Source organism: Comamonas sp. 23 (assembly GCF_049601575.1).
In the GTDB taxonomy this organism is placed as follows: domain Bacteria; phylum Pseudomonadota; class Gammaproteobacteria; order Burkholderiales; family Burkholderiaceae_C; genus Comamonas; species Comamonas squillarum.
Window position 1 is genome coordinate 400,293 of record NZ_CP187127.1, and the last position, 22,701, is coordinate 422,993.

21 protein-coding genes are annotated in these 22,701 nt (G+C 64.4%); 9 read left to right on the forward strand and 12 right to left on the reverse strand.

What is annotated here, in order from left to right; genetic code table 11:
- Positions 1 to 24: 24 nt before the first annotated feature.
- Complete coding sequence (locus ACPEE1_RS01595; protein WP_423935032.1) at positions 25 to 1,542, reverse strand: PLP-dependent aminotransferase family protein; 1,518 nt, start codon at positions 1,540 to 1,542, stop codon at positions 25 to 27.
- A 110-nt stretch (positions 1,543 to 1,652) separates the two neighbouring features.
- Between ACPEE1_RS01595 and ACPEE1_RS01600 the strand changes: the two genes are divergently transcribed.
- The 3 genes from ACPEE1_RS01600 (at position 1,653) to ACPEE1_RS01610 (ending at position 4,797) form a co-directional block, all read left to right on the forward strand.
- The gene (locus ACPEE1_RS01600; RefSeq protein ID WP_116927623.1) at positions 1,653 to 2,264 is read left to right on the forward strand and encodes a LysE family translocator; all 612 of its coding nucleotides are present in this window, start codon (positions 1,653 to 1,655) and stop codon (positions 2,262 to 2,264) included.
- 103 nt (positions 2,265 to 2,367) lie between these two features.
- Positions 2,368 to 2,514 (forward strand): hypothetical protein, encoded by a 147-nt coding sequence (locus tag ACPEE1_RS01605; RefSeq protein ID WP_165841246.1) that lies wholly within the window; start codon positions 2,368 to 2,370, stop codon positions 2,512 to 2,514.
- 414 nt (positions 2,515 to 2,928) lie between these two features.
- Entirely contained in the window at positions 2,929 to 4,797 is a 1,869-nt protein-coding gene (locus ACPEE1_RS01610; protein ID WP_423935033.1) for a phosphoenolpyruvate carboxykinase (GTP), read from the forward strand.
- 383 nt (positions 4,798 to 5,180) lie between these two features.
- Here the strand turns inward: ACPEE1_RS01610 and ACPEE1_RS01615 are convergent, their stop codons facing one another.
- Entirely contained in the window at positions 5,181 to 5,618 is a 438-nt protein-coding gene (locus ACPEE1_RS01615; RefSeq protein ID WP_021029029.1) for a hypothetical protein, read from the reverse strand.
- Between the two features lie 146 nt (positions 5,619 to 5,764).
- Here ACPEE1_RS01615 and ACPEE1_RS01620 point away from each other — a divergent pair, with 146 nt between their 5' ends.
- From ACPEE1_RS01620 to ACPEE1_RS01630, 3 genes are all read left to right on the forward strand, one after another.
- Positions 5,765 to 6,742, forward strand: coding sequence for a LysR family transcriptional regulator (locus ACPEE1_RS01620; protein WP_116927621.1), 978 nt, complete (start codon positions 5,765 to 5,767; stop codon positions 6,740 to 6,742).
- A 41-nt stretch (positions 6,743 to 6,783) separates the two neighbouring features.
- Positions 6,784 to 7,629: a metallophosphoesterase gene (locus ACPEE1_RS01625; RefSeq protein WP_116927620.1), complete on the forward strand. Its 846-nt coding sequence runs from the start codon at positions 6,784 to 6,786 to the stop codon at positions 7,627 to 7,629.
- 244 nt (positions 7,630 to 7,873) lie between these two features.
- Positions 7,874 to 8,296, forward strand: a complete 423-nt coding sequence (locus ACPEE1_RS01630; RefSeq protein WP_021029032.1) for a universal stress protein — start codon at positions 7,874 to 7,876, stop codon at positions 8,294 to 8,296.
- A 173-nt stretch (positions 8,297 to 8,469) separates the two neighbouring features.
- Here ACPEE1_RS01630 and ACPEE1_RS01635 read toward each other — a convergent pair whose 3' ends face one another.
- Entirely contained in the window at positions 8,470 to 9,414 is a 945-nt protein-coding gene (locus tag ACPEE1_RS01635) for a LysR family transcriptional regulator ArgP (protein WP_116927618.1), read from the reverse strand.
- A gap of 87 nt (positions 9,415 to 9,501) precedes the next feature.
- Here ACPEE1_RS01635 and ACPEE1_RS01640 point away from each other — a divergent pair, with 87 nt between their 5' ends.
- Positions 9,502 to 10,836, forward strand: a complete 1,335-nt coding sequence (locus ACPEE1_RS01640) for a D-amino acid dehydrogenase (RefSeq protein ID WP_232539480.1) — start codon at positions 9,502 to 9,504, stop codon at positions 10,834 to 10,836.
- A 69-nt stretch (positions 10,837 to 10,905) separates the two neighbouring features.
- Here ACPEE1_RS01640 and ACPEE1_RS01645 read toward each other — a convergent pair whose 3' ends face one another.
- Both ACPEE1_RS01645 and ACPEE1_RS01650 read right to left on the reverse strand, forming a co-directional pair.
- Positions 10,906 to 12,006: a branched-chain amino acid aminotransferase gene (locus ACPEE1_RS01645; RefSeq protein WP_182344170.1), complete on the reverse strand. Its 1,101-nt coding sequence runs from the start codon at positions 12,004 to 12,006 to the stop codon at positions 10,906 to 10,908.
- A 238-nt stretch (positions 12,007 to 12,244) separates the two neighbouring features.
- Positions 12,245 to 13,054 (reverse strand): alpha/beta fold hydrolase, encoded by an 810-nt coding sequence (locus ACPEE1_RS01650; RefSeq protein WP_116927615.1) that lies wholly within the window; start codon positions 13,052 to 13,054, stop codon positions 12,245 to 12,247.
- A 154-nt stretch (positions 13,055 to 13,208) separates the two neighbouring features.
- On the opposite strand from ACPEE1_RS01650, the gene ACPEE1_RS01655 reads away from it, so the two are divergent.
- A complete protein-coding gene (locus ACPEE1_RS01655; protein ID WP_021029037.1) occupies positions 13,209 to 13,736 on the forward strand; it encodes a flavin reductase family protein in 528 nt (175 codons plus the stop codon).
- A 61-nt stretch (positions 13,737 to 13,797) separates the two neighbouring features.
- Here ACPEE1_RS01655 and ACPEE1_RS01660 read toward each other — a convergent pair whose 3' ends face one another.
- Positions 13,798 to 14,571 carry a ferredoxin--NADP reductase gene (locus ACPEE1_RS01660; protein ID WP_116927613.1) on the reverse strand — a complete coding sequence of 258 codons (774 nt, stop codon included), beginning with the start codon at positions 14,569 to 14,571 and terminating at the stop codon, positions 13,798 to 13,800.
- A 145-nt stretch (positions 14,572 to 14,716) separates the two neighbouring features.
- The gene (locus tag ACPEE1_RS01665; protein WP_133248229.1) at positions 14,717 to 15,673 is read right to left on the reverse strand and encodes a LysR family transcriptional regulator; all 957 of its coding nucleotides are present in this window, start codon (positions 15,671 to 15,673) and stop codon (positions 14,717 to 14,719) included.
- A gap of 87 nt (positions 15,674 to 15,760) precedes the next feature.
- On the opposite strand from ACPEE1_RS01665, the gene ACPEE1_RS01670 reads away from it, so the two are divergent.
- Positions 15,761 to 16,852 carry an alpha/beta hydrolase gene (locus ACPEE1_RS01670; RefSeq protein WP_165841245.1) on the forward strand — a complete coding sequence of 364 codons (1,092 nt, stop codon included), beginning with the start codon at positions 15,761 to 15,763 and terminating at the stop codon, positions 16,850 to 16,852.
- A 4-nt stretch (positions 16,853 to 16,856) separates the two neighbouring features.
- Here ACPEE1_RS01670 and ACPEE1_RS01675 read toward each other — a convergent pair whose 3' ends face one another.
- The 5 genes from ACPEE1_RS01675 to ACPEE1_RS01695 are packed head-to-tail and all read right to left on the reverse strand — an operon-like array spanning position 16,857 to position 22,636.
- On the reverse strand, positions 16,857 to 17,681 hold the full coding sequence (locus ACPEE1_RS01675) for an IclR family transcriptional regulator (RefSeq protein WP_116927611.1): 825 nt from the start codon (positions 17,679 to 17,681) through the stop codon (positions 16,857 to 16,859).
- Positions 17,682 to 17,710: 29 nt separating this feature from the next.
- Entirely contained in the window at positions 17,711 to 18,847 is a 1,137-nt protein-coding gene (locus ACPEE1_RS01680; RefSeq protein ID WP_423935034.1) for an alpha-hydroxy acid oxidase, read from the reverse strand.
- Between the two features lie 13 nt (positions 18,848 to 18,860).
- Positions 18,861 to 19,775: a 4-hydroxy-tetrahydrodipicolinate synthase gene (gene dapA / locus ACPEE1_RS01685; protein ID WP_182344162.1), complete on the reverse strand. Its 915-nt coding sequence runs from the start codon at positions 19,773 to 19,775 to the stop codon at positions 18,861 to 18,863.
- Between the two features lie 6 nt (positions 19,776 to 19,781).
- Positions 19,782 to 21,545: an ABC transporter permease subunit gene (locus tag ACPEE1_RS01690; protein WP_182344160.1), complete on the reverse strand. Its 1,764-nt coding sequence runs from the start codon at positions 21,543 to 21,545 to the stop codon at positions 19,782 to 19,784.
- Complete coding sequence (locus ACPEE1_RS01695; RefSeq protein WP_423935035.1) at positions 21,542 to 22,636, reverse strand: ABC transporter ATP-binding protein; 1,095 nt, start codon at positions 22,634 to 22,636, stop codon at positions 21,542 to 21,544. Before ACPEE1_RS01695 ends, ACPEE1_RS01690 begins: the two co-directional genes overlap by 4 nt.
- Positions 22,637 to 22,701 lie beyond the last annotated feature (65 nt).

The following is a 22,701-nucleotide window of genomic DNA, read 5'->3' on the forward strand; positions in this document are numbered from 1 at the left end:
TGTCGCCTCAAATGCCTGGCCTGATCAAGCGCCCCGGTGGCGCTCCAGCAGCAAGGCCAAGGTCTGCCAGGCAGCCGGCTGCTCGGCCATCGCCACCGAGATGCGCAGCAAGCTCGACGGCGCCTGGCGCGGCGAGAACAGCACGCCAGGCGCCAGCAGCAGGCCATGCTCGCTGGCCTGGCGCGCCAGCAGTTCCGAATCCATGCCGCAGTCCACCCAGGCGAAGGTGCCGGCGACGGGCTCATGCACCGCGTGGCAGCCCAGCGCTTCGAGCTGGCGCAGGCAGCGGTGGCGCGCCTTGTCCACGCGCTCGCGCAGCCGGTCCACATGCTTGCGGTAGCTGCCATCGGCGAGGATGCGGTGCACGATCTGCTCGCTGGGCAGGGCCGAGGTCAGGCCCCCCAGCAGTTTCAGATCCGTCAAGCGGTGGATGAACTCGGGGCGCGCGGCCACATAGCCCACGCGCAGACCGCCCGACAGCGTTTTGGAGTAACCCCCCACGAGCAGCACGCGCTGCAGCCGGTCCATGGCCGCCAGGCGCAACGGCATATTGCCCAGGTACTCGGAATAGGTGTCGTCCTCGACCAGCAAAAAATCATGCTGCTCGGCAATGCGCAGCACGTCATGGGCCACGCCGGCCGACAGGCTCAGCCCGGTGGGGTTGTGCACCGCGGTGTTGAGGATAAAGAGCTTGGGCTGGTGCTGCGCGGCCAGTGCCTGCAGCGCCTGCACATCGGGGCCGCCGGGCAGGCGCGGCACCCCCACCACGTTGACCCCCATGGTGTTGAGGCGGCCAAAGATCAGGAACCAGCCCGGGTCCTCGACCAGCACGGTGTCGCCGGGCTGCAAAAAGCAGCGCACGATCAGGTCCAGCCCGTGGGTGACGCCGCTCACCGTCATCAGCTGGGTCTCGGGGTGGGCCGGCACTTCTTGCGCCTGCAAGGTCGATGCGATCTGGCGGCGCAGCGGCGCCAGGCCCTGGGGCAGGCCATAGCCCAGCAGGCTGCGCTCGGCACGCAGGCCCTGCTTCAGGATGGCGCGCAACGCGCCGCTGATCAGTCCCTCGTCCATCCAGCTGGCCGGCAGGCAGCCGGCGCTGCCGGTGTGGCCGGAGCCATCGGCATCCTCGCGGAAGATACCGCGCAGCAGGTAGGAGGTATCAAAGGCCGCGCCCTGGGCCAGGCTGGCGGCAGGGGCTGCGGCCGCCTCGGCCAGCGCGCGCTGGGCACAGACAAAAAAGCCCGCACCCCGGCGCGACTGCACCAGGCCCTGCGCGGCCAGCCGGTCATAGGCTTGCACGACGGTGTCGCGGCTCACCCCCGCCTGCTCGGCCAGCGCCCGCACCGACGGCAGGCGCATGCCCGCGCGCAGCCCATGGTTGCGGATGCGGTCGCTGAAATGCGCCACCAGCTGCTCGACCAGGGAGGCGCTGCCGGTGCGCACCGGCTGCCAGCCCCAGGCAGCTGCGGCCAACGGACTGGCGGTTGCAGCTGCGGGGGAAGCGTGGGCAACAGCGGCGGCAGGTGAAAGTGTCAGGGTCATAAGAGCAGGCCAATTCTTGAACTGGCCAGATAAAGTGTACCGGTACTGTACTGCATGGCAGCGTTAGCATAGCAGCAGCTTTTCTTTTCTCCTTTTTCCCGCACCTTGCCATGTCCGTTCTGCCCGAAACCTCCGCCTTTGTGGTGCCCCTGGCCCTTTTCGCCTTTGTCAGCTCCGTCACGCCGGGCCCCAACAATGTGATGCTGACGGCTTCGGGCGCGAGCTTTGGTTACCGCCGCACGGTGCCGCACATGCTGGGTATCAGCCTGGGGGTGGTGGCCATGCTGCTGCTGGTGGGTCTGGGCCTGGGCGTGGCCTTTGAGCGAGAGCCGCGCCTCTACACCTGGCTCAAGTACCTGGGCGCCGCCTACCTGCTGTGGCTGGCCTGGAAGATCGCCCGCTCGGGCCAGGCGGGGGCCGGGCAGGCCGGGGCACAGCCCTTTGGCTTTTGGCAGGCCGCGGCCTTTCAGTGGGTGAACCCCAAGGCCTGGATCATGGCCATCGGCATTGTGGCGACCTACACCCCGCGCGATGGCTATGCCGCCAACCTGCTGCTTGCCGCGCTGGTGCTGGGCCTGGTGAACTACCCCAGCGTCAGCGTCTGGACCTTGTTTGGCAGCGCGGTGGGCCGCGCGCTGCGCACGCCCCGGGCGCTGCAGCGCTTCAACTGGTGCATGGCGGCGCTGCTGGTGCTGTCGCTCTACCCCGTGTTGGAGGGCTGATCGTTGGCGAAAGGGTCATGCAGCTGGCTCAGGGTTCGCCCGGCATGCAGGCCCGGCGCCCGCTCGCTACAATGGTTCTCAGCCTTTGCATTGGAGAGAGCCCATGTCCAGCCCGCACACCGACGCCGACACCGAACACCCGCCGATGGATACCGTGGAAGCCATTGTTCCGCTGATGCCGGTGGTGCTGCCCGTGGTGGGCGCGCTGATGATGTTCCTGCTGGCCTTTATCGCCGTCTACATGGCCTGAGCGCTGCGCGCAAACCGCGCTCCAGCTCTTGTTGCTGAACCCGCCGCTGGCGGGTTTTTTGTTGCCTGCCGCTCCCTCGCGATGGCTGGCGATAGCTGACGCGGCCCCGCGCTGCTGTGGCCGCTTGGCGACGCCGGGCCCAGCGCCACCTGCGCGACAGGAGGCTTGCCAAAGAAACCGGTATCAATACAGTTATGCATTTCATCATGCGTCAAATGCATAGATGTTGAGACTGAAAATTACCGTTTTGGGGGCCGACTGCTAAAATCGCCAGTCCAGCGTAGGCATTTTTGCGCACAGGCATGGCGCCTTGTCCGACGTTGTGGAGACGGTTTTTCAAAAATGGGTTGCTGTCGGCCAGGGGCTTGTCGCAGCGGTTTTTGATGAACCGTTTACAACTTTGAAAGCCTTCCCATGAACGCAAACATCCAGGCCGGTCTCGCCATTCAGGCCCCCGACTACGTCAAGAACCCCAAGCTCATCGCCTGGGTGGCCGATATGGCCGCGCTGTGCAAGCCCGATGCCGTCTACTGGTGCGATGGCAGCCAGGAAGAATACGACCGCCTCTGCCAGCAACTGGTCGATGCCGGCACCTTCAAGAAGCTCAACCCCGCCAAGCGCCCCGGCAGCTTTCTGGCCTGGTCCGATCCCTCGGACGTGGCCCGCGTGGAAGACCGCACCTACATCTGCTCGGCCAAGAAGGAAGACGCCGGCCCGACCAACAACTGGATGGAACCTGCCCAGATGCGCTCGACTCTACAGCCGCTGTTTGACGGTTGTATGAAGGGCCGCACCATGTATGTGGTGCCGTTCTCGATGGGCCCGCTGGGCTCGCCCATTGCCCACGTGGGCATCGAGCTGTCCGACAGCGCCTATGTCGCCGTCAACATGAAGATCATGACCCGCATGGGCCGCGCCGTGTATGACGTGATCGGCAGCGATGGTGCATTTGTGCCCTGCGTGCACACCATCGGCGCGCCGCTGCAGGCCGGCGAAAAGGACACCACGAGCTGGCCTTGCAACAAGACCAAGTACATCGTGCACTACCCCGAGACGCGCGAAATCTGGTCCTACGGTTCGGGCTACGGCGGCAATGCGCTGCTGGGAAAGAAGTGCTTTGCGCTGCGCATCGCCTCCACCATGGGCCGCGACCAGGGCTGGCTGGCCGAGCACATGCTGATTCTGGGCGTGCAAAATCCCCAGGGCAAAAAGTACCACGTGGCCGCCGCTTTCCCCAGCGCCTGCGGCAAGACCAATTTCTCGATGCTGGTGCCGCCCACCGGCTTTGAAGGCTGGAAGGTCACCACCATCGGCGACGACATCGCCTGGATTAAGCCCCAGGCCGATGGCTCGCTGCGCGCCATCAACCCCGAAGCCGGCTACTTTGGCGTGGCCCCCGGCACCAACTACCACACCAACCCCAACTGCATGGCCAGTTTGGACAAGAACGTGATCTTCACCAACGTCGCGCTGACCGATGACGGCGATGTGTGGTGGGAAGGCATGGAAAAGGACAGCGGCCAGCTGCCCGACCACCTGATTGACTGGCAAGGCAAGGACTGGACGCCCCAGATCGCCAAGGAAACCGGCGCCAAGGCCGCCCACCCCAATGCCCGCTTCACCGTCGCTGCCACCAACAACCCGGCGCTCGACGAAGCCTGGGACGACCCCAAGGGCGTGAAGATCGATGCCTTCATCTTTGGCGGCCGCCGCTCGACCACCGTGCCGCTGGTGACCGAGGCGCGCAACTGGAAGGAAGGCGTCTACATGGCTGCGACCATGGGCTCGGAAACCACCGCTGCCGCCTTTGGCGCGCAAGGCGTGGTGCGCCGCGATCCATTCGCGATGCTGCCTTTCATGGGCTACAACATGAGCGACTACTTCGCCCACTGGCTGAACCTGGGCGACAAGCTCGAAGCCGCTGGCGCGCAGCTGCCCAAGATCTACACCACCAACTGGTTCCGCAAGGATGCCGCTGGCAAGTTCGTCTGGCCTGGCTACGGTGAGAACATGCGCGTGCTCAAGTGGATGCTCGACCGCCTCGAAGGCCAGGTGCAGGGCACGCAGACCGCCTTTGGCGTGGCACCGCAGTACGCCGAGATCAACTGGACCGGCCTGGACTTCAATGCCGAGCAGTTCAAGACCGTCACCAACATCGACACCGCCGTCTGGACCGAAGAGCTGGCATCGCACCAGACCCATTTCGACCACCTGGCCCAGCGCCTGCCCCAGGCCTTGCTGGACATCAAGGCCGATCTGGAAAAGCGCCTGGCCGCTGCCTGATCGGTAGCTCACGAGGTCGCTGGTAGCACTGCTGCCAGTGGCTGGGATAGCGAAAGACAACAAAACCCCGCATGTTTCAGGCATGCGGGGTTTTGTTTTGTGGGAGTGGCGGGCCTTACACCCGCTGGGGCTCAGCGTCAGCGCATCGGTAGGACTGTGGTTTGTTGCATACAGTCGGCACCGCTGAGGGCAGGAAAGCGCTTGCCAACCTTCTTCCAGGCACCTGCCGCTTGTGCTGGCGGAGGTGTTTAGCGATGCCAAGCTGCTGATCCGCTATGGATGGGGGCGACCACCGACAACAAAAAAGCCACGGCATGCCGTGGCTCTTGAAAAGGCAGATCGTGGCTGCCGGCGCTGGGGCTCTGGAGGACCCCCGGCGTTGATCAGTAGTTCTTGTGGTAGAACGAAACCGCTGCGTCGCTCATGGCGCGGTTCAGGTCAGCCATCACGCGGCTGTCTTGCAGGGCCACTTGCCAGGTCTTGTCGTCTTCCAGGGCGCGGCGGTGGCCCTCGTCCCAGCTGCGGCGAGCGGCGCGCAGGCTGCTGCTCAGGTTGCGGGCAGGGGCAGCGAGCAGGGCGATGGCGACAAAGGCGACGGCCCACAGCAGGGCCCAGCCAGCGATCCAGTGGCTGCCGCCAGCGACGGAGTCCACCAGGCGGGTGGCAACCACCAGCACGGCAGCGACCAGCGCGGCCAGCATCAACGATGCGCCAACGCCCTTGGTGCCGAAGGTGGTCTTGAGATGTTCAGCAGCACGTTCCACACGCAGAACGCCCGTGTGCTCGGTAGCCATGTCAGTGTGTACAAAACTGTTGGTCATGATGGATGTCTTTGGGATTAATGCTTCTTTGAAGCGATGAACGAAGTATAGGGTTTACCCTAGACGTTCTCAAATTTATCTTTTGAATCTGTATCATTCATGTCAGTGATGTATTGCGGTTCGCCCAGCGCTGCAAAGGATTGAAAATGCTGCCCCACCAATTTCGGCACCTGGACCTGAACCTCTTGCGTGTATTCGACGAGGTGATGAATGAGCGCAGCCTGACCCGGGCGGCCGACAAGCTGGCCATCACCCAGCCGGCAGTCAGCAATGCGATGCGGCGCCTGCGCGAGGCGCTGCATGACGAGCTTTTGGTGCGCAGCGGCCAGGGTGTGGAGCCCACACCGCTGGCCAATGCGCTGTGGCCGGTGGTGCGCGAATCGCTGGCGCGCCTGCAGGCCAGCTTTGCGCCTGAGCGCTTTGACCCCGCCCATGCGACCCAGGCCTTTGTCGTGGCGATGGCCGATGCCACCGCCGCCACCTTGCTGCCCAGCCTGATGCACATTCTGGAGACCGAGGCACCAGGCGTCTCTGTGCATGTGCAACCACTCACTACCCGTGATCCGCGCGAGGAGCTGGACGCCGAGACGGCGGACCTGGCCGTGGGCTATTTCCCCTTTGTGCTCGCCGAGATGACGGCGCGCGCCCAGTCGGGGGACCTGGTGGATTTCGAGAGCCGGCGCCTCTATGACGGCGAATACCTCTGCGTGATGCGCAAGGACCATCCTTTGAGTGAGGGCTTGCTGACTTTGGAGCGCTACTGCGATGCACGCCATATGCTGGTGAGCTTTTCCGGCCAGCCCTTTGGCTTTCTGGACGAGGCGCTGGCATCGATCGGCCGCAAGCGCCGGGTGGTGCTGACGGTGAACCAGTACTTCACCGCCGCGCGCGTGGTGGCGCGCACCGACCTGCTGACCGTTTTGCCGCGTCACTTTGTGCCTGCCACCGGCATCGCCGATCTGCTGGCCTTCCAGCCGCTGCCGCTGCGCGTCGAGGCCGTGCATGTGGATGCGCTGTGGCGCAGCCGCAGCGGGCATATTCCGCCCTCGGCGCTGGAATGGATGCTGCATGCACTGGAGCGCTCGGCCCGGGCGGCTTTTCCTGACCTGGAATTACCGATGTAGCGGGCTGCAAGGCGCTAAAGCCCATGGTAGGCTAGGCGACCATGCACCTGCAAATTCTGTCCGACCTGCATCTGGAGACCCACCCCCATTTCCGTGCCCAGCCTGCGCCCGGCGCCCAGTTGCTGGTGCTGGCCGGCGACATTGGCTCCTACCAGAATGGCTCGATGCTGGACGATAAGGATTTTGGCCTCACCCAGTTCAGCCCGCAGCAGGCTGGCGGCCATTGGCCCGAGCCGGTAATCCTGGTGCCTGGCAACCACGAGTTTGACAATCAGGATTTCGATGCCGCCCGGCTGCGCCTGCGTGCCAGCTGCGAAAAGTTGGGCATCACGATGCTGGACTGCGACACCCTGATCATCGACGGCGTGCGCTTTATCGGCACCACACTCTGGTCCGACTACGACGCCATTGCCCTGCACAACGGCGTGACCGAGCTGGGCGCGCTGATGAAGCAGCGCGAGAAGGCCTTCAAGGCCGCGAACTTTTACTTGACCAAGGCCCAGATGCAGCGCAACGGCCAGCCCTTTTTGGCCGCCGAGATGCGCGACGAAGCGCTGCGCTGCCAGGAATGGCTGCGCGCCGCACTGGCCGAGCCCTTTGATGGCAAAACCGTCGTCATCACCCACTTTGCGCCCAGCCTGCGCAGCGCCGATCCGCGCTATGGGCTGACGCCCGGAACCGCCGGTTTTTGCAATGTGCTCGATGACCTGCTGCCCTATGCCGACCTCTGGATCCACGGCCACCTGCATGCGCCCAGCGATTACCTGGCCAAAGGCCAGCACAGCGATGGCCGCCCCTGGCAATGCCGGGTCGTGGCCAACCCGCTGGGCTATGCGCGCAAGGGTGAGCAGGAGAGCTTCAATCCGCATTGCCTGGTGGCGGTGTAGCCAGGGTCGCTCCACTTCTGGCATTCCCTCCGCCAAGCCAAAGCCCAAGGGTTTTTACCTAAATTTGTCGCCGCGCCTGATGCATATCAATGCCCGTTTGACGGTAAATCTATAAGCTGATACACATGATTTAGCCTGTAAAGCGCGTTCTCGCTGATGGAGCGCGGGTTTGCCAGGCCACAGTCCAGCGTTGGTGGCGCCACCGGTGTTGGGTTCCTCACCCCTTTTTTGAAGGAGTCAAGGCATGCGTATTTTGTTGGCCGTTGATGGCAGCCCCTACACCCAGAAGATGCTCGATTACCTGGCAGCGCACGCAGAGTGGCTGACGCCCAACCACCATTACACGGTGCTCACGGTGCAGCCCCTGCTGCCGCCCCGGGCCGCCAAGGCCTTGGGCAAGGCGCTGGTGGACGACTACCACAGCGAAGAGGCGCAGAAGGTGCTGGTGCCGGTGCAGGAGTTTCTGGCCGCCCACCAGGTGAAGGCCGTGGCCGAGACTGCCGTAGGCCCGATCTCCCAGACCATTGCCGAGACGGCCGATAAGGGCGGCTATGACCTGCTGATCATGGGCACCCGCGGCCATGGTGCGCTGGCCAAGCTGGTGCTGGGCTCGGTGGCGACCCAAGTGCTGGCCGAGAGCAAGCTGCCGGTATTGCTGATTCGGTAAATGGATCAGATCATGCGTCTGTCATTTGCTATTCACCATATAGCAATACTTGGCGCGGATACTGCGCATGCAATGGATGTCACTGATGAGGGAGGGATGGAACCACCGGTGCGATGAATGCCTGTGGACATCCGGAAACTGCTTGCATCCCCCTGGGGGTGCAGGCAGTTTTTTTATGCCTTGACCATGGCGCGAGCGGCCGCCGTGGGCGGCGCCAGGCTGCTCTTGGCGCTGTGCACCATCGCGTCGCTCAGGGCACCCAGCAAGGCCGACTGCAGGTTCCAGCAGTGCCAGTACAGGTCGACGCGCAGCACCTGGGTCTCGGCCACATTGACCAGGCGGCCATCGGCGAGGTAGGGGCGGGCCAGCAGCTCGGGCACCACGCCCACGCCCCAGCCAGCGGCCACGGCGCGCACCTGAGCTTCGGAGTTGGGCACATAGAGCTGGTGCAGGCCGACGGTCTTGAGGCCCATCGCGCGGGCGACAAACACGCGCTGCATGTCGTCCTTGCGGTTGTAGCTCAAAAACGGCAGGTGCTTGAAGTTGCTGCGGTTGATTCCTTGCGGCACATGCTGCTGGGCAAAGGCGGGCGATGCCACGGCGATGTAGTGCATTGCGCCCAGCGCGGTCACGCGGCAGCCGCGCAGCGCCTGCGGCATGGTGGTGACGCAGCCGAGCACCTCGCCGGTGCGCAGCAGCTCCAAGGTGTGGTCCTGGTCGTCGGTGATGATCTCCAGCGGCAGCTGCTGCAGCGCGATGTCCTGCAGTGCATCGAGCGCCCAGGTGGCAATGCTGTCGGCATTGATGGCAATCGAGATGGCCTCGTCATGCGCATTGCGGCGCATGGTGTGGGGCAGCAGGCTGTGCAGCTCCTGCTCCAGGTCGGTGCGCAGCAGCCGCAGCTGCTGGGTGTGCTTGAGCAGCAGCTGGCCGGCAGCGGTGGGCCGCAGCGGGCGGCTGCGCACCACCAGCACCGAGCCGATCTGTGCCTCTAGCGCACGCAGCCGCTGCGAGACGGCCGATTGCGTCACATTCAGGCGCAGCGCGGCCTTCTCGAAACCGCCTTCTTCAATCACGGCGGCCAGGCATTCCAGCGCGACAGGGTCCAGGTTGCTCATGGGGCTCCAGTATTAGTAGAACTGATGAATCCTGAAGAAGTTTAATTGCACTTTATGTTACAGCCAAGATGCCAGACACTGAGAGGCATGAAAGTCATCATCCTCGGCGCCGGCATCATCGGCACCAGCACTGCCTGGCATCTGCTGCAACTCGGCCACGACGTCACCGTCGTGGATCGCCAACCGGACGCGGCGCTGGAGACCAGCTATGCCAATGCCGCGCAGATCTCGGTGAGCTACTGCGAGCCCTGGGCCAACAAGCATGCCCCGCTCAAGGCGCTCAAGTGGATGTTCGACAAGGAGGCGCCGCTGCTGCTGCGCCCGCATGCCGATCCGCAGCAATGGCGCTGGCTCACGCAGTTTCTGGCCGAGTGCAATGACCGCTCCTTTGCCCGCAATGTGCAGCAGATCGTTGCGCTCGGTGCCTACAGCCACAACGCCTTGAAGGCCGTGGTGGCCCAGACCGGCATCCAGTTCAACCGGCTCGAGCGCGGCATTGCCCACTTCTTCACCAGCGACGAAGCGGTGCAGGATGCGCAGATGGCCGTCGACCTGATGCGCCAGTACGGTGTGAACCGCCGCATGGTCAGCACCGAAGAGTTTTTGAAGATCGAGCCCGCCTTCAAGCCCTATGCCGCGCATATCAAGGGCGGCACCTTTACCGAGAGCGACGAGAGCGGCGATGCGCGCGTGTTCACGCAAAAGCTCGCCCAGCTCTGCGCCCAGGGCGGTGTGCAGTTTCTCTACAACCACCGTGTCGAGCGGCTGAATGTGGCCGGTGGCGCGATCGACTCGGTCACCGTGCGCGCCACCGCAGCAGGCGCAGACAGCAGCCCGCGCACCTTGCAGGGTGATGCCGTCATCGTCGCCTGCGGCAGCTATACCGCGCCGCTGTTGCGCACCGTGGGCCTGAATGTGGCCATCTACCCGGGCAAGGGTTACAGCGCCACCTTGCCGATCTTGAAGCCTGAGGCCGCGCCCTTTGTCAGCTGCATTGACGATGGCAACAAGCTGGCGATGAGCCGCCTGGGCAACCAGCTGCGCGTGGCCGGCACGATCGAGCTCAACGGTTTTGACAGCTCGCTGGACAGCCCCCTGGCCAAGGCCCGCTGCCACATGCTGGCGCGCCGCATCGAGGAGCTGATGCCCGGCGTCTGCGACACCCGCCTGCCTGAGCAGGGCGGCAACCCGCAGTTCTGGACCGGCCTGCGCCCCGCTACGCCCACCAATATTCCGTTCATCGGCCGCACCAAGATCGGCAAGCTCTGGATCAATGCCGGCCACGGCACCTTGGGCTGGACCCATGGCGCCGGCAGCGGCAAGGCGATGGCCGAGCTGGTGAGCGGGCGCATGCCGGAGATGCGCTTTGGCTTCTATGGCTTCGAGAGCGACAGCAAGCGCCAGACTGCCGTCGCTGTGTAAAGGTCTCACAGCACCGTGAAAAAAGGGCCGCACACTGTGCGGCCCTTTGGCGTTTATATCGCGGACGGATCAGGCGTCCAGACGCACCAGCCAGCCGTGGCGGTCCGGGGCGCGGCCGTACTGGATATCGGTCAGTTCCTTGCGCAGGGCCATCGTGACTTCGCCAGCGGGGGCCGACAGGTCGCCCACCGAGAAGCCTTCGCCCTTGAGCTGGCCGATGGGGGTGATGACGGCAGCGGTACCGCAGGCAAACACTTCGGTGATCTCACCGGAGGCCACGCCCTGCTTCCACTCGTCAACGGCGATCTTGCGCTCTTCGACCACCATGCCACGGTCGCGTGCCAGTTGCAGCAGCGAGTCGCGGGTGATGCCTTCCAGAATGCTGCCCGACAGCGCAGGCGTGACCAGCTTGTTTTGCTTGCCGTAGACCAGGAACACGTTCATGCCGCCCAGCTCTTCGAGGTACTTGCCTTCGGCAGGATCGAGGAACAGCACCTGCGAGCAGCCGTTGTCCTGGGCTTGCTGCTGGGGCAGCAGCGAAGCGGCATAGTTGCCGCCGCACTTGGCAGCGCCGGTGCCGCCCTTGGCCGCGCGGGCATAGTCGGTCGACAGCCAGATCGCCACGGGCGCCACGCCCTTGGCAAAGTAGGGGCCGGCGGGGCAGGCGATCACGTAGTAGGTGGCCTTGTGGGCGCTGCGCACGCCCAGGAACACTTCGTCACCGATCATGAAGGGGCGCAGGTACAGGCTCGCTTCGTTGCCGCTGGGCACCCAGTCCTTGTCCACGGCGATGATCTGCTTGAGCGATTCGACAAAAACATCGACCGGCAGCTCCGGCAGCGCCAGGCGGCGGGCGGAGCGTTGCAGGCGCTCGGCATTGGCCTGGGGGCGGAAGGTCCAGACCGAGCCATCGGCATGGCGGTAGGCCTTGATGCCTTCAAAGATTTCCTGGCCGTAGTGCAGCACGGCAGCGGCGGGGTCCAGCGCAATCGGGCCGTACGGGGTCACGGCCGCATCGCGCCAGCCGCCCTCTTTGTCCCAGTGCACCGAGACCATGTGGTCGGTGAAGTGCAGACCAAAACCCGGGTTGTCCAGAATCTTGGCGCGCTCTTGGGCGCTGCGTGGCTGGCTCGATGGGGTGACGGCAAAGGTCAGGGAAGAGGGGGACACGGGACTAATCCTTCAGTTGGCAACAGGGACAGCAGCGTCCTGTGGGGTGCCGCTGCCGATCATGGTGGCCGTCCGCCAGCCTGGAGAGGCTCCAGGAAAGTGACGGGCTGCACGCCAAACCCCATAGCATGCCAGTTTTTTGCCCCGGTGGCGCCCAGCGGGCTGCATTGCCAGGATGGCAAGTCAACCACCTGCAGAGGCAAACCGCCGCCGCAGGCGCCGGATTTACGGGTTTTTCCTAGTGCACCGTGGCGCGCTGGGTCGCCAAAAAGTCGAGCAGCAGGCCTTCGAAGGCATCGGGGCTCTCCAGCTGGGGCCAGTGGCCAACGCCCTCCAGACGGGCATGCCGAGCGTCGGGCAGTTGGTCTGCCAGCGCCTGCATGCGCTGGGGTGGCATGCAGACATCCTGGCCGCCGCTCACCAGCAGGCAGCGCTGGCTGAGGTGGGGCAGGCGCTCGGCCAGGGTGCTGGGGCCGGCCAGCATCTCCAGCATGCGGCCATAGGCCAGCGGCTGGATCTGGGTGATCGCGTGGCGCGCCAGCTGCAGCCCTTCGGGCAAGGCCTGCTGGCCCGATTGCAGCTGCACCAGCAGCTCGGCAAAGCGCTGCATCTGCACCGCCTCGGTGCTGGCCTGCTGCTGGCACTGGGCCAGCAATTGCTGGCGCGTCTGCACCCAGTGCTGCTGGCTGTCCGCCTCCAGCGCCGGGCCGCCGGCCACCAGGGTCAGGCTGCGCACGCGAGTGGGGTGGCGCAGGGCCAGCTCGGCGGCCACCATCGCGCCCATGCCATGGCCGACGATATGGGCGCGGCCAATCTTCAGCGCTTCGAGCAGGCCATCCGCCGTGGCGGCCAGCGCCTTCAGGCTGTAGCCGCCATAGGGTGGCGGGTTGGCATGGTAGCCAGGCATGTCCCAGGCGATCGCGCGGTAGCCCTGGCTGGCGAGCAGCTCCACCTGCGGGGCAAAGCCCAGGTGGTCGGTGTCGGCATCGTGGAGCATCAGCACCGTCGGGCCACTGCCGAGCATCGCGAAGTTGGGAATCAAGGACATAGGTTTGCTTCTCGCCGTGTATTTCCCCTGCAGATGCGGCCCGCCTGCCTTGTTTTCAAGCACCTACGCGCGCAGGGGCCTCGCCCCCTGGCCGATAATGACCCCATCCATGCTTTTGACGGCATGGCGTCTGCCCCTGCCGTCTGCCTGCCCCGTGAACCGCTCCCTCCCCCCTGAACACCTGCAATCGCCTGTTTCTGCCTCGTTTTCCGAACGTGAGTTTCGCAATGCGCTGGGCCAGTTCGCCACCGGGGTGGCTGTGGTCACGGCACTGGCGCCCGATGGCAACAAGGTCGGGCTGACGATCAGCTCCTTCAATTCCGCATCGCTCACCCCGCCACTGGTGCTGTGGAGCCTGATGAAAACCGCCTCGTCAATGCCGGTGTTCGAGACCGTGAGCCACTACGCGATCAATGTGATGGGCGCGCACCAGAAGGAGCTGGCCCTGCAGTTCAGCCGCAAGGGCATCGACCGCTGGGCGGGCGTGGAGTATGAAGTGGGCGTGACCGGCGTGCCGCTGCTCGCGGGCGCCATTGCCAGCTTTGAGTGCCGCAACGGCCCGCACCATGATGCGGGCGACCATGTGATCCTCGTTGGCGAGGTTGCGCACTGCCAGCATGTGGTGGGCGTGCCGCCGCTGCTCTACCACGGTGGCAATTTCTACACCGAGCAGCTGATCTAATCTGCGCTGCAGGCAACAAAAAACGACCCGAGGGTCGTTTTTTGCTGGGCGGGGGCGCTGCTTACTTCTCGACGAAGGCGCGCTCGACGACAAAGTCGCCGGGTGTCGAGGTATTGCCTTCCTTGAAGCCCTTGGCTTCAAGCAGTTCCTTCAGCTCGGCGAGCATCGCGGGGCTGCCGCAGAGCATCACGCGGTCGGTGTCCGGGTTCAGTTCGGGCAGGCCGATGTTCTGCGGGAAGGTGCCGGCGGTGATCTGGTTGGAGATACGGCCCTGGTTGCGGAAAGGCTCGCGCGTCACCGTCGGGTAGTAGACCAGCTTGTCCTTGACGATTTCGCCGAGGAACTCGTGGTTGGGCAGCTCTTCTTCGAGCAGCTGCTGGTAGGCCAGCTCCTGGACCTGGCGCACGCCGTGCACCACAACGACCTTTTCGAAGTGGTCATAGGTCTCGGGGTCGCGCGCCACCGACAGCCAGGGCGCCAGGCCCGTGCCGGTGCCGATCAAATACAGGTTCTTGCCCGGCAGCAGGTAATCGACCAGCAAGGTGCCCGTGGGCTTTTTGCCGACGATGATGGTGTCACCCACCTGGATGTGCTGGAGCTTGCTGGTCAGCGGGCCGTCATCGACCTTGATCGACAGGAACTCCAGGTGCTCCTCGTAGTTGGGGCTGGCGATGGAATAGGCGCGCAGCAGGTTCTTGCCATCGACCTTCAGGCCAATCATCGTGAAGTGGCCGCTGGAAAAACGCAGCGCGGGATCACGGGTGGTCGTGAAGGAGAACAAACGATCGGTCCAGTGGTGAACAGACAGGACACGTTCTTCGAGAAAGGCGCTCATAGCAGTGCAGTAGTCAGTTGGTCTTGTGTATATCTATAAACGCTATTGTTCACTATTCATACAACTTAAACGTCATATGGACATATCGGCGCGTTGTGAGCGGGGTTTTTAGCCAATAAGCGAAGGCTGCGCAGCCCTGAAACACTCAAGCGGATGGTCCGGTGTGCGCTGCATTCTGATGTTTGGCTGTGGCCGCCACTAAATCGCGGAGCCACACGCAACCCGGATCTTCGTGGCTGCGTTCATGCCACAGCATGCGATAGCCAAAGCCGGGCAGTTCAAGCGGTGGCTTCAAAAGCCGGAGGCCATTGGTGTCCGCAAGCGCAGTCGCGACCCGCGTGGGCAGGGTGACGATCAAATCCGAGGCAGCACTGACCAGGCCCGCCGTGGCAAAGTAGGGGAGCCACAGAGCGATATGCCGTTTCTGGTGACAGGCAGCCAGGGCATCATCCACTTCGCCCGTCCGCCCACCAAAGATGCTGACCAGCGCGTGCGGCCACGCGACAAACTCTTCCAGACTGAGCACCTCGTCTGCGCGCGCCTCTTGGTTTACCAGCAAGGGGTGGTTTGTTCGCAGCACGCAGGAATAGGTCTCCCGAAACAGCGGGCGGGTTCTCAGCGTGCCCGCAACCGGATCGTCGCTGTACAGAACGAAGTCCACCTGGCCCGCATTGAGCAGCTCAAAAACCGCATCGGAAAACGGGATCACTTCGATGCCGGCCAAAGGGGCTTGTTGTGCGAAAGCTTGCATCAAGCTGGGCAGCACCGCGACTGCGCCGTAGTCGGTGGTAGCAACGCTGAACACGCGCCTGGTGGTGGCCGGGTCAAACACTGCGGGTGCTACACATTCTTCCAGCTGGTGCAGCAATGCGGCAAGCGGTGCCGACAGCGCTTGCGCACGCAACGTGGGTGCCATGCCTCCAGCCACCCGTACCAGCAGTTTGTCGCCCAGTTGCAGACGCAGCTTGGCCAGCGCTCGGCTCACCGCAGGCTGGCTCATATGCAATCGCTCTGCCGTTCTGGTAACACTGCCTGTGTCCAAAAGCACACGCAGCACCACCAGCAAATTGAGGTCAATACGCCTAATATCCATTTCGCGCATAACCAAGATTCTAACTATTCATTAGGAGAAATATACGCCTTCGCCAACACTTCGAACCCTTGCAAATGGCAAAGAAAGTCAAGTCCCATGTCCTTTCCACGTATCTTCAGCAGCGTTGCCCTGATCGCTGGCCTCACCGCTGGCAATGCCCAGGCTGCTGCTCCCGCCTCTCAGGCTGACTCTCGCGCGGCCTTCCAAACCCAGGCCTGGGGTGCCAGCGGCCGCATTGCCAACACGCACTATGCGGTCGAGCAGGTGCGGTTCCTGTCGCAAGGCACCGAAATCGTTGGCAACCTGTTGCTGCCCAGTGGGCATGTGGGGCCTCGACCTGCGGTGGCGGTGATGGGCCCCGTCGGCTTTGTCAAAGAGCAATCACCTATGCAATACGCTACACGGCTGGCGCGGGAAGGCTTTGTGGTGCTGGTGTTTGACCCGCGTTACCACGGCGAAAGCGCCGGCACGCCAAGGCGGCTGGAGAGCGGAGCGGCCAAGACGCAGGACCTGCAAGCAGCGTTGGAGTATCTCGCCCAGCGGGCGGAGGTGGACAGCGCGGCGCTGCATCTGCTGGGTATCTGCCAGGGCGTGAACTGGGCGGTGGATGCTGCCATCACCGAGCCGCGCGTGCGGTCGGTGGCGCTGGTGGCCGGGCACTACCTCACGCCCCAGACGGCATTGATGTACCTGGGCAGCGAGCAGGAGATCGAGCGCCGCGCCGCACGCTCACAGGCTGCCCTAAAGCAGTTTCAGGAATCCGGTGCCGTGGATTACATCCCGGTCGTCTCGGAGCGGCCCACTCCGCCCAACCCGGATGCACTGCTGAAGGCGTCTGCGGTTCAGCAGTTCTACAGCCGCTGGGCCGACCGGCATGCGTTCTGGAACTTCCATGGTCTGTGGGAAAACCGGATCGCCATGATGTCGGAGGCTGGCATCTGGGGGCACCGCGCCGATCAGGCCATGGCCAAGCTCAGCACCCCCACGCTGATGGTGCATGCGGACCGTGCGGCAAGCGGGCCTGACATCCCACGGCGGCTGTTTGCATCCATTCCTGCGGCCAGCAAGGAACTCGTCTGGCTCGACCAGGAAAACCAGATGCAGTTCTACGAAGACCCCATCACGCTCGACCGCGTGACACCGGAACTCACGCGTTTCTATCACTCCCAGACCGTCCGTACCAGGTGAATGTCTAGAAATTATCCAGGATATTGGAGATCGAGGTCGCCGCCAGCAGCACATGGGGCAGCAGCTCGGCCTCGGCCTTGGCCGTGCCCCAGCGGGTGGAGGGGGCCGAGATGGTAATAGCGCCAATGGGCACACCGCCCCGGCCGGTAATGGCGGCGGCCACCGAGATATCGCCCACCACAGTCTGGTTCTGCACAATCGCATAACCGTCGCGCTCGGCGTCTTCAATGCGGCGCAGCAGCTCCTCGGGGTCGGTCATGGTCTGGGCGGTAATCTTGACCAGCGGGGTCGATTCGATCAGGCGCAGGCGCTCGTCCATCGGCAGCTTGGCCATCATCGCGCGGCCCGAGGCGGTATAGGCCGCAGGCAGGCGCGAGCCCACGGCAAAGTCCGAGTTGTAGATGTAGCGGCCCGGCACCTTGGCAATAAAGACCACCTCGTTGCCATCCATCTCCTGCAGGTTCGAGGTCTCGCCCAGGGTGTGGGTCATCTCGATCAGATAAGGGTAGGCGCGCTCGACGATGCGTTGCGAGCGCAGGTAGTTGTAGGACAGGCGCAGCACCTCAGGCGCGAGCGTGTAGAGGTTGGAGCCAGGCAGTCGCCGGATGTAGCGCAGTTTTTCCAGGGTGAAGATGATGCGCTGGGTGGCACTGCGGTCGAGCTGGGCGGCGCGGGCAATCTCGGCGAGCGACATCTCGCGGTGGGTGTCGCGAAAGGCCTCCAGCACCTGGAAGGCCTTGGCCAGCGAGCCGACAAACAATGAGGATTCACGGGCGGTGGGTTCAACGCTTGCTACGGGCTCGGCAATGCTGTGTGTGGTTTTAGGCATCGTAAAAAGCGGCTGTCTCGGGTCACTGTCTAGTATTTTTGCAGAAAGGTCGCGTCCAGGCTCGTGGCCTGCGGGGCGCCCAGCAATCGGAGGGTGGTCTCCAGCTCGGTGCGCAGTATCTCCAGCACTTCGGCCACGCCCTGGGGCCCGCGCGAGGCCAGTCCGTAGAGGGGCGCGCGCCCCAGCAGAACGGCATCGGCCCCCAGCGCCCGGGCTTTGGCGATGTCACTGCCGCGGCGCACCCCGCCATCGACAAAGATATGCATCTTGCCATGAACGGCGTCGGCAATCTGCGGCAGTTGCGCCATGGGCGCGGGTGCGCACTCCAGCTGGCGCCCGCCGTGGTTGCTGACCACGATGCCATCGGCGCCCGCCTGCAGCGCGCGCCGGGCATCCTGGGCGCTGAGCAGGCCCTTGACGATGACCGGGCCCTGCCAGTGGCGCCGCACCCAGGCCAGGTCTTCCCAGCGCAGGGCCATGTCCATCTCGCGGCTCATCGCGGCGGCCTGCTTCTGGATATTGCTCTCCACCCCGGCGCTGCGCGCCAGGTTGACCAGCTGCGGCGAGCCGCCCTGGCGCAGCATGCGCAGGCACCAGCGCGGGTGGCTGAGCAAATCGGCCAGCAGCCTGGGCGTCCAGGGCACGGGCATGCGAAAGCCGTTGCGCACATCGTGGTCGCGCTTGCCATGCACCATGGTGTCCACGGTCAGCATCAGCGCGCTAAAGCCCGCCGCCTGCGCGCGCGCCATCATGCTCTGCGCAATGCGCCGGTCCTTTTGCACATAGAGCTGCAGCCACAGATCGCCCGGGCTGGCGGCGCGCACATCCTCCAACAGCGACGTGGAGGCGGTCGACATCACAAAGGGCAGGCCGGCGGCATGCGCTGCGCGGGCCAGCACCTGCTCGGCCTGGGGCCAGAACAGGCCGTTGAGCCCGGTGGGCCCGACAAAGGCCGGCATGGCCTGCTTGCGGCCAAACAAGGTGATGCTGGTGTCCACCTGGCTGACATCGACCATGGCGCGCGGCAAGAAGGTGACATCGCCCCAGGAGGCGAGGTTACGTGCCATGCTGCGGCCGTCTTCGGCGCCGCCTTCGAGGTAGTCAAAGGCAAAGCGGGACAGGCGCTGGCGGGCCAGCGCGCGGTAGTCTTTGATGGCGGGCAGCATCGCGGGTGCCCGGTCAGGCCAGCTGGCGCTCGGCCTGCAGCCGCACTGTCAGCGCCTGGCGCAGGCGGGCGGACAGATCGGGGTTGCAATCGACCAGCGGGGCCAGCAGGTGCGGGGCCTGCACACCCACCAGGTCCCAGACCGACTTCATCGGGCCGGGGTTGGTTTCGGCAAAGGCCAGGTCCAAGAGGCCAATCAGCTCCTGGTGCAGGGCCAGCGCTTCTTCGGTCTTGCCGCTGGTCAGCAGCGCGTACATGCGGGTCCAGGTCTTGGGCAGCAGGTTGGCCGTCACGATGATGCCGCCCTGGGCGCCGCAGAGCATCTGCGCGGGGAAGATGGTGTCCTCGCCGCTCAGCACCGCAAAGCTGGCATCCACGCCCTGGACCACCTTGAGGAAGTGGTACATGTCGGTGTTGCAGGCCTTCATGCCGATGATGTTCTCGTGGCGCGAGAGCTCGTGCAGCACTTCGGGCGCGATCGAGATGCGGGTGCGGTAAGGGATCTCGTAGATCACCACGGGCAGCGGCGAGGCATCGGCATAGCGCATGAAGTAGTCGCGGATGCCTTGCTGCGATGGCGTGGTGTAGTACGGCGTGAGCAGCATCAGCGCGTCGGCGCCGGCATCGGCCAGCGCCTGGCCCGAGGCAATGGCGTCGTGGTAGCCGGGGTCGAGCACGCCGGCCAGCACCGGCAGGTCGGCGGCCTGGTGCTCGCGCACCGTGGCCACCATGCGGGCCCGCTCGGCGCGCGACAGGGCGCCGTACTCGCCGGTGCCACCCAGCGGCACGGTGCCGCTGATGCCGCTGCCTTGCAGGTGGGCGAGCAGCGCACGCACGGCCTGGGTGTCGATCTGGCCGTCGGCGGTCACGGGCGTGGCCAGTGCCGGGAAGATGCCGCGGAGTTGCTCAGAGGTGATACGTGTAGTCATGGTTCATCAATTCAAAGAAGCGGCGGAGCGGCGACGCAGCCAGTCCGCACAGGTGATCAAAATGCCGATGAAGGCGAACAGGCAGGTCGAGACGGCGGCGATCACCGGCGAGATCTGCAATGTCACTTCATCCCAGAACTGCTTGGGCAGGGTGGAGCTCAGGCCCCCCGAGGCAAACAGCGAGATGGTCAGCTCGTCAAACGAGGTGGCAAAGGCAAACAGGAAGGACGAGGTCAGGCCGGCGGCAATGATTGGGAAGGTCACGTAGCGCAAGGTCTGCCAGGGGCGCGCGCCCAGGCTTTGGGCGGCCATGTCCAGGCGCGTGTCGTAGTTGCGCAGCACGGCCATCATCGTCATCACCACATAGGGGATGGCGATGACGGTATGCCCCAGCACCAGACCCAGCGAGGTGCCCACCAGGCCCACCTTGGAGAAGAAATAGAACATGCCCACGGCAATGATCATGCGCGGGATGATCAGCGGCGACAGCACAAAGGCCAGCAGCAAGGCCTTGCCGCGCATCTGGCCGCGCACCAGCAAGAAGGCCACTGGCGTGCCCACAGCCATGGCGGCCAGCGCGGCAAAAAAGCCCACGACAAAGCTGCGCACCGTGGCGTTGATCCACAGCGGCGAGGCCAGCATGTCCTGGTAGTGCTGCAGGGTAAAGCCCTGGGGCGGCCAGTTCAGGCCCGACTTGTCGGCAAACGAGATGGGGATCATCAAGAGCGCAGGCACGCTCAGGAACACCAAGAGGGCCACCACGCTGGCGCGCAGCACAAAGGAATCCCCCTGCTGCAGATCGCGTTTGCGCGAGCGCGGCACCAGCGCAATCAGCCGGTCGCTGATGCTGCCGAGCAGGCCCAGCACCATCTCGGACAGCTGGCGCATGAAACCGCTGCTGTGGTTGCTCTTGTCCGACTGCGCGCCCGTCATCGTCGACAGACCCAGCACCTTGTCATAGATCGCAAAAACGATCAGCACGACGATCAGCAGCAGCACCGAGATGGCGCCGGCAAAGCCCCAGTTCATCACCTGCATCACCTGCTCGATGATCAGCTGGGTGATCATGGTCTCCTTGCGGCCACCCAGCAGCTGCGGCACGATGAAAAAGCCCACGGCGGTGACAAAGACCATGATCGCGCCCGCAGCCACGCCGGGCATGGACAGAGGAAAGTACACGCGCCAGAAGGCCGTGCCCGGGCGGGCACCCAAGGTGAGCGCGGCACGCGGCAGGTTGCGGTCGATGTTCTCCATCACCGAGAGCATGGTCAGCACGGCCAGCGGCATCAGCGCATGGACCATGCCCACGAGCACGGCGCCAAAGCTGTAGAGCATGTTCGACGGCGCATCCTGCAGGCCCAGCGCCAGCAGCAGCTGGTTGGCCAGGCCATTGCGGCCCAGCACAACGATCCAGGCGAAGGCGCGCACCAGAAAGCTGGTCCAGAACGACAGCAGAATCCAGAACACCCAGCGGCTTTTCTTGTCCTTTTGCAGGGACGAGACCAGGTAGGCAATCGGGTAGCCGCCCACGATGGACAAGAGCGCCGTGACCAGCGAGATCTTCAAGGTGATCCACATCGTGTCCAGGTAGACCGAGGAGCTGAACAGCTGGCTGTAGTTGTTCCACTTGAAGCTGCCGTCGCTGTAGATGCTCAGCAGCAGCAATTGGCCCACGGGGTAGACCAGCAGCACCAGAAACAGCATGACCAGCGGTGCGGCCATCATCAGCGGCCTCACCCAGGCGGCACGGGGGGTGGCGGCGCTGTTCATGCGGGCTCCGGCACGGCGACGGCGTCGCTGCTGGACCAGCCAAAGTCCAAGGTGCTGCCCACTGCGTGGTCATGCTTGGCAATGGAGGTGGGGAAGGACAGCACCACCGGCTCGGTGCTGAGCGCAGGCGCCTTAAGGTAGAGCTTGGTGAGGCTGCCAGTGATCATCGTATCGAGCAGCTGGCCGCTGAAGCGCTCGCTGGCGCCCTGGGCAGCACCGGCGGCGGCCATGTTCTGCGGGCGCACCATCACGCAGACCTTGGCGCCGGTGGCCAGCGGCTGGTCGGCCGAGGCCAGCAGCTCGGTGTTGGTGCCGTTCAAGGCGACGCGGGCCTGGCCGGCCTGGCTGGCAACGACGGTGCCCTTGAACAGATTGCTCTCGCCCAGAAAATCGGCCACAAAGGGCGTGCGCGGGCGGAAGTACAGGTCTGCGGGCGAGCCCAGCTGCTCGATGCGGCCGCCGTTCATCAGGCAGATGCGGTCCGACATGGTCATCGCCTCTTCCTGGTCGTGGGTCACATAGACGATGGTGGTGCCGGCTTCGCGGTGGATGCGCTTGATCTCCAGCTGCATGTGTTCGCGCAGCTTCTTGTCCAGCGCGCCCAGCGGCTCGTCCATCAGCACAATCGAGGGCTTGTAGACGAGGCAGCGCGCCAGTGCAATGCGCTGCTGCTGGCCGCCCGACAACTCTTTGGGAAAACGCTGGGCCACATGGGGCAGGTGCACCAGCTCCAGCGCCTCCATGGCGCGCTTCATCGCGGTGGCGCGGTCGAGCTTGCGCATCTTCAGCGGAAAGGCGATGTTCTCGGCAATCGTCATGTGCGGGAACAGCGCATAGTTCTGGAACACCATGCCGATGTCGCGCTCATAGGGCGCGCCATAGGTCACATCCTTGCCGTTGATCAGCAGCTGGCCGCCATCGGGCACGGACAGGCCGGCGATCATGCTCAGCAAGGTGGTCTTGCCCGAGCCCGAAGGGCCCAGCAAGGTCAGGAACTCGCCCTCGGGCACTTCCAGGTTGGTGGGGTGCAGCGCGACAAAGGAGCCATAGCGCTTGGTCAAGCCCGCAATCGACAGTTTTATATTCTTCATTTCAATCTTCTCCATTGCACCGTGCTGCAACGAATCAACCTGGTGGTGCCTGTGCTGAGGCTGGC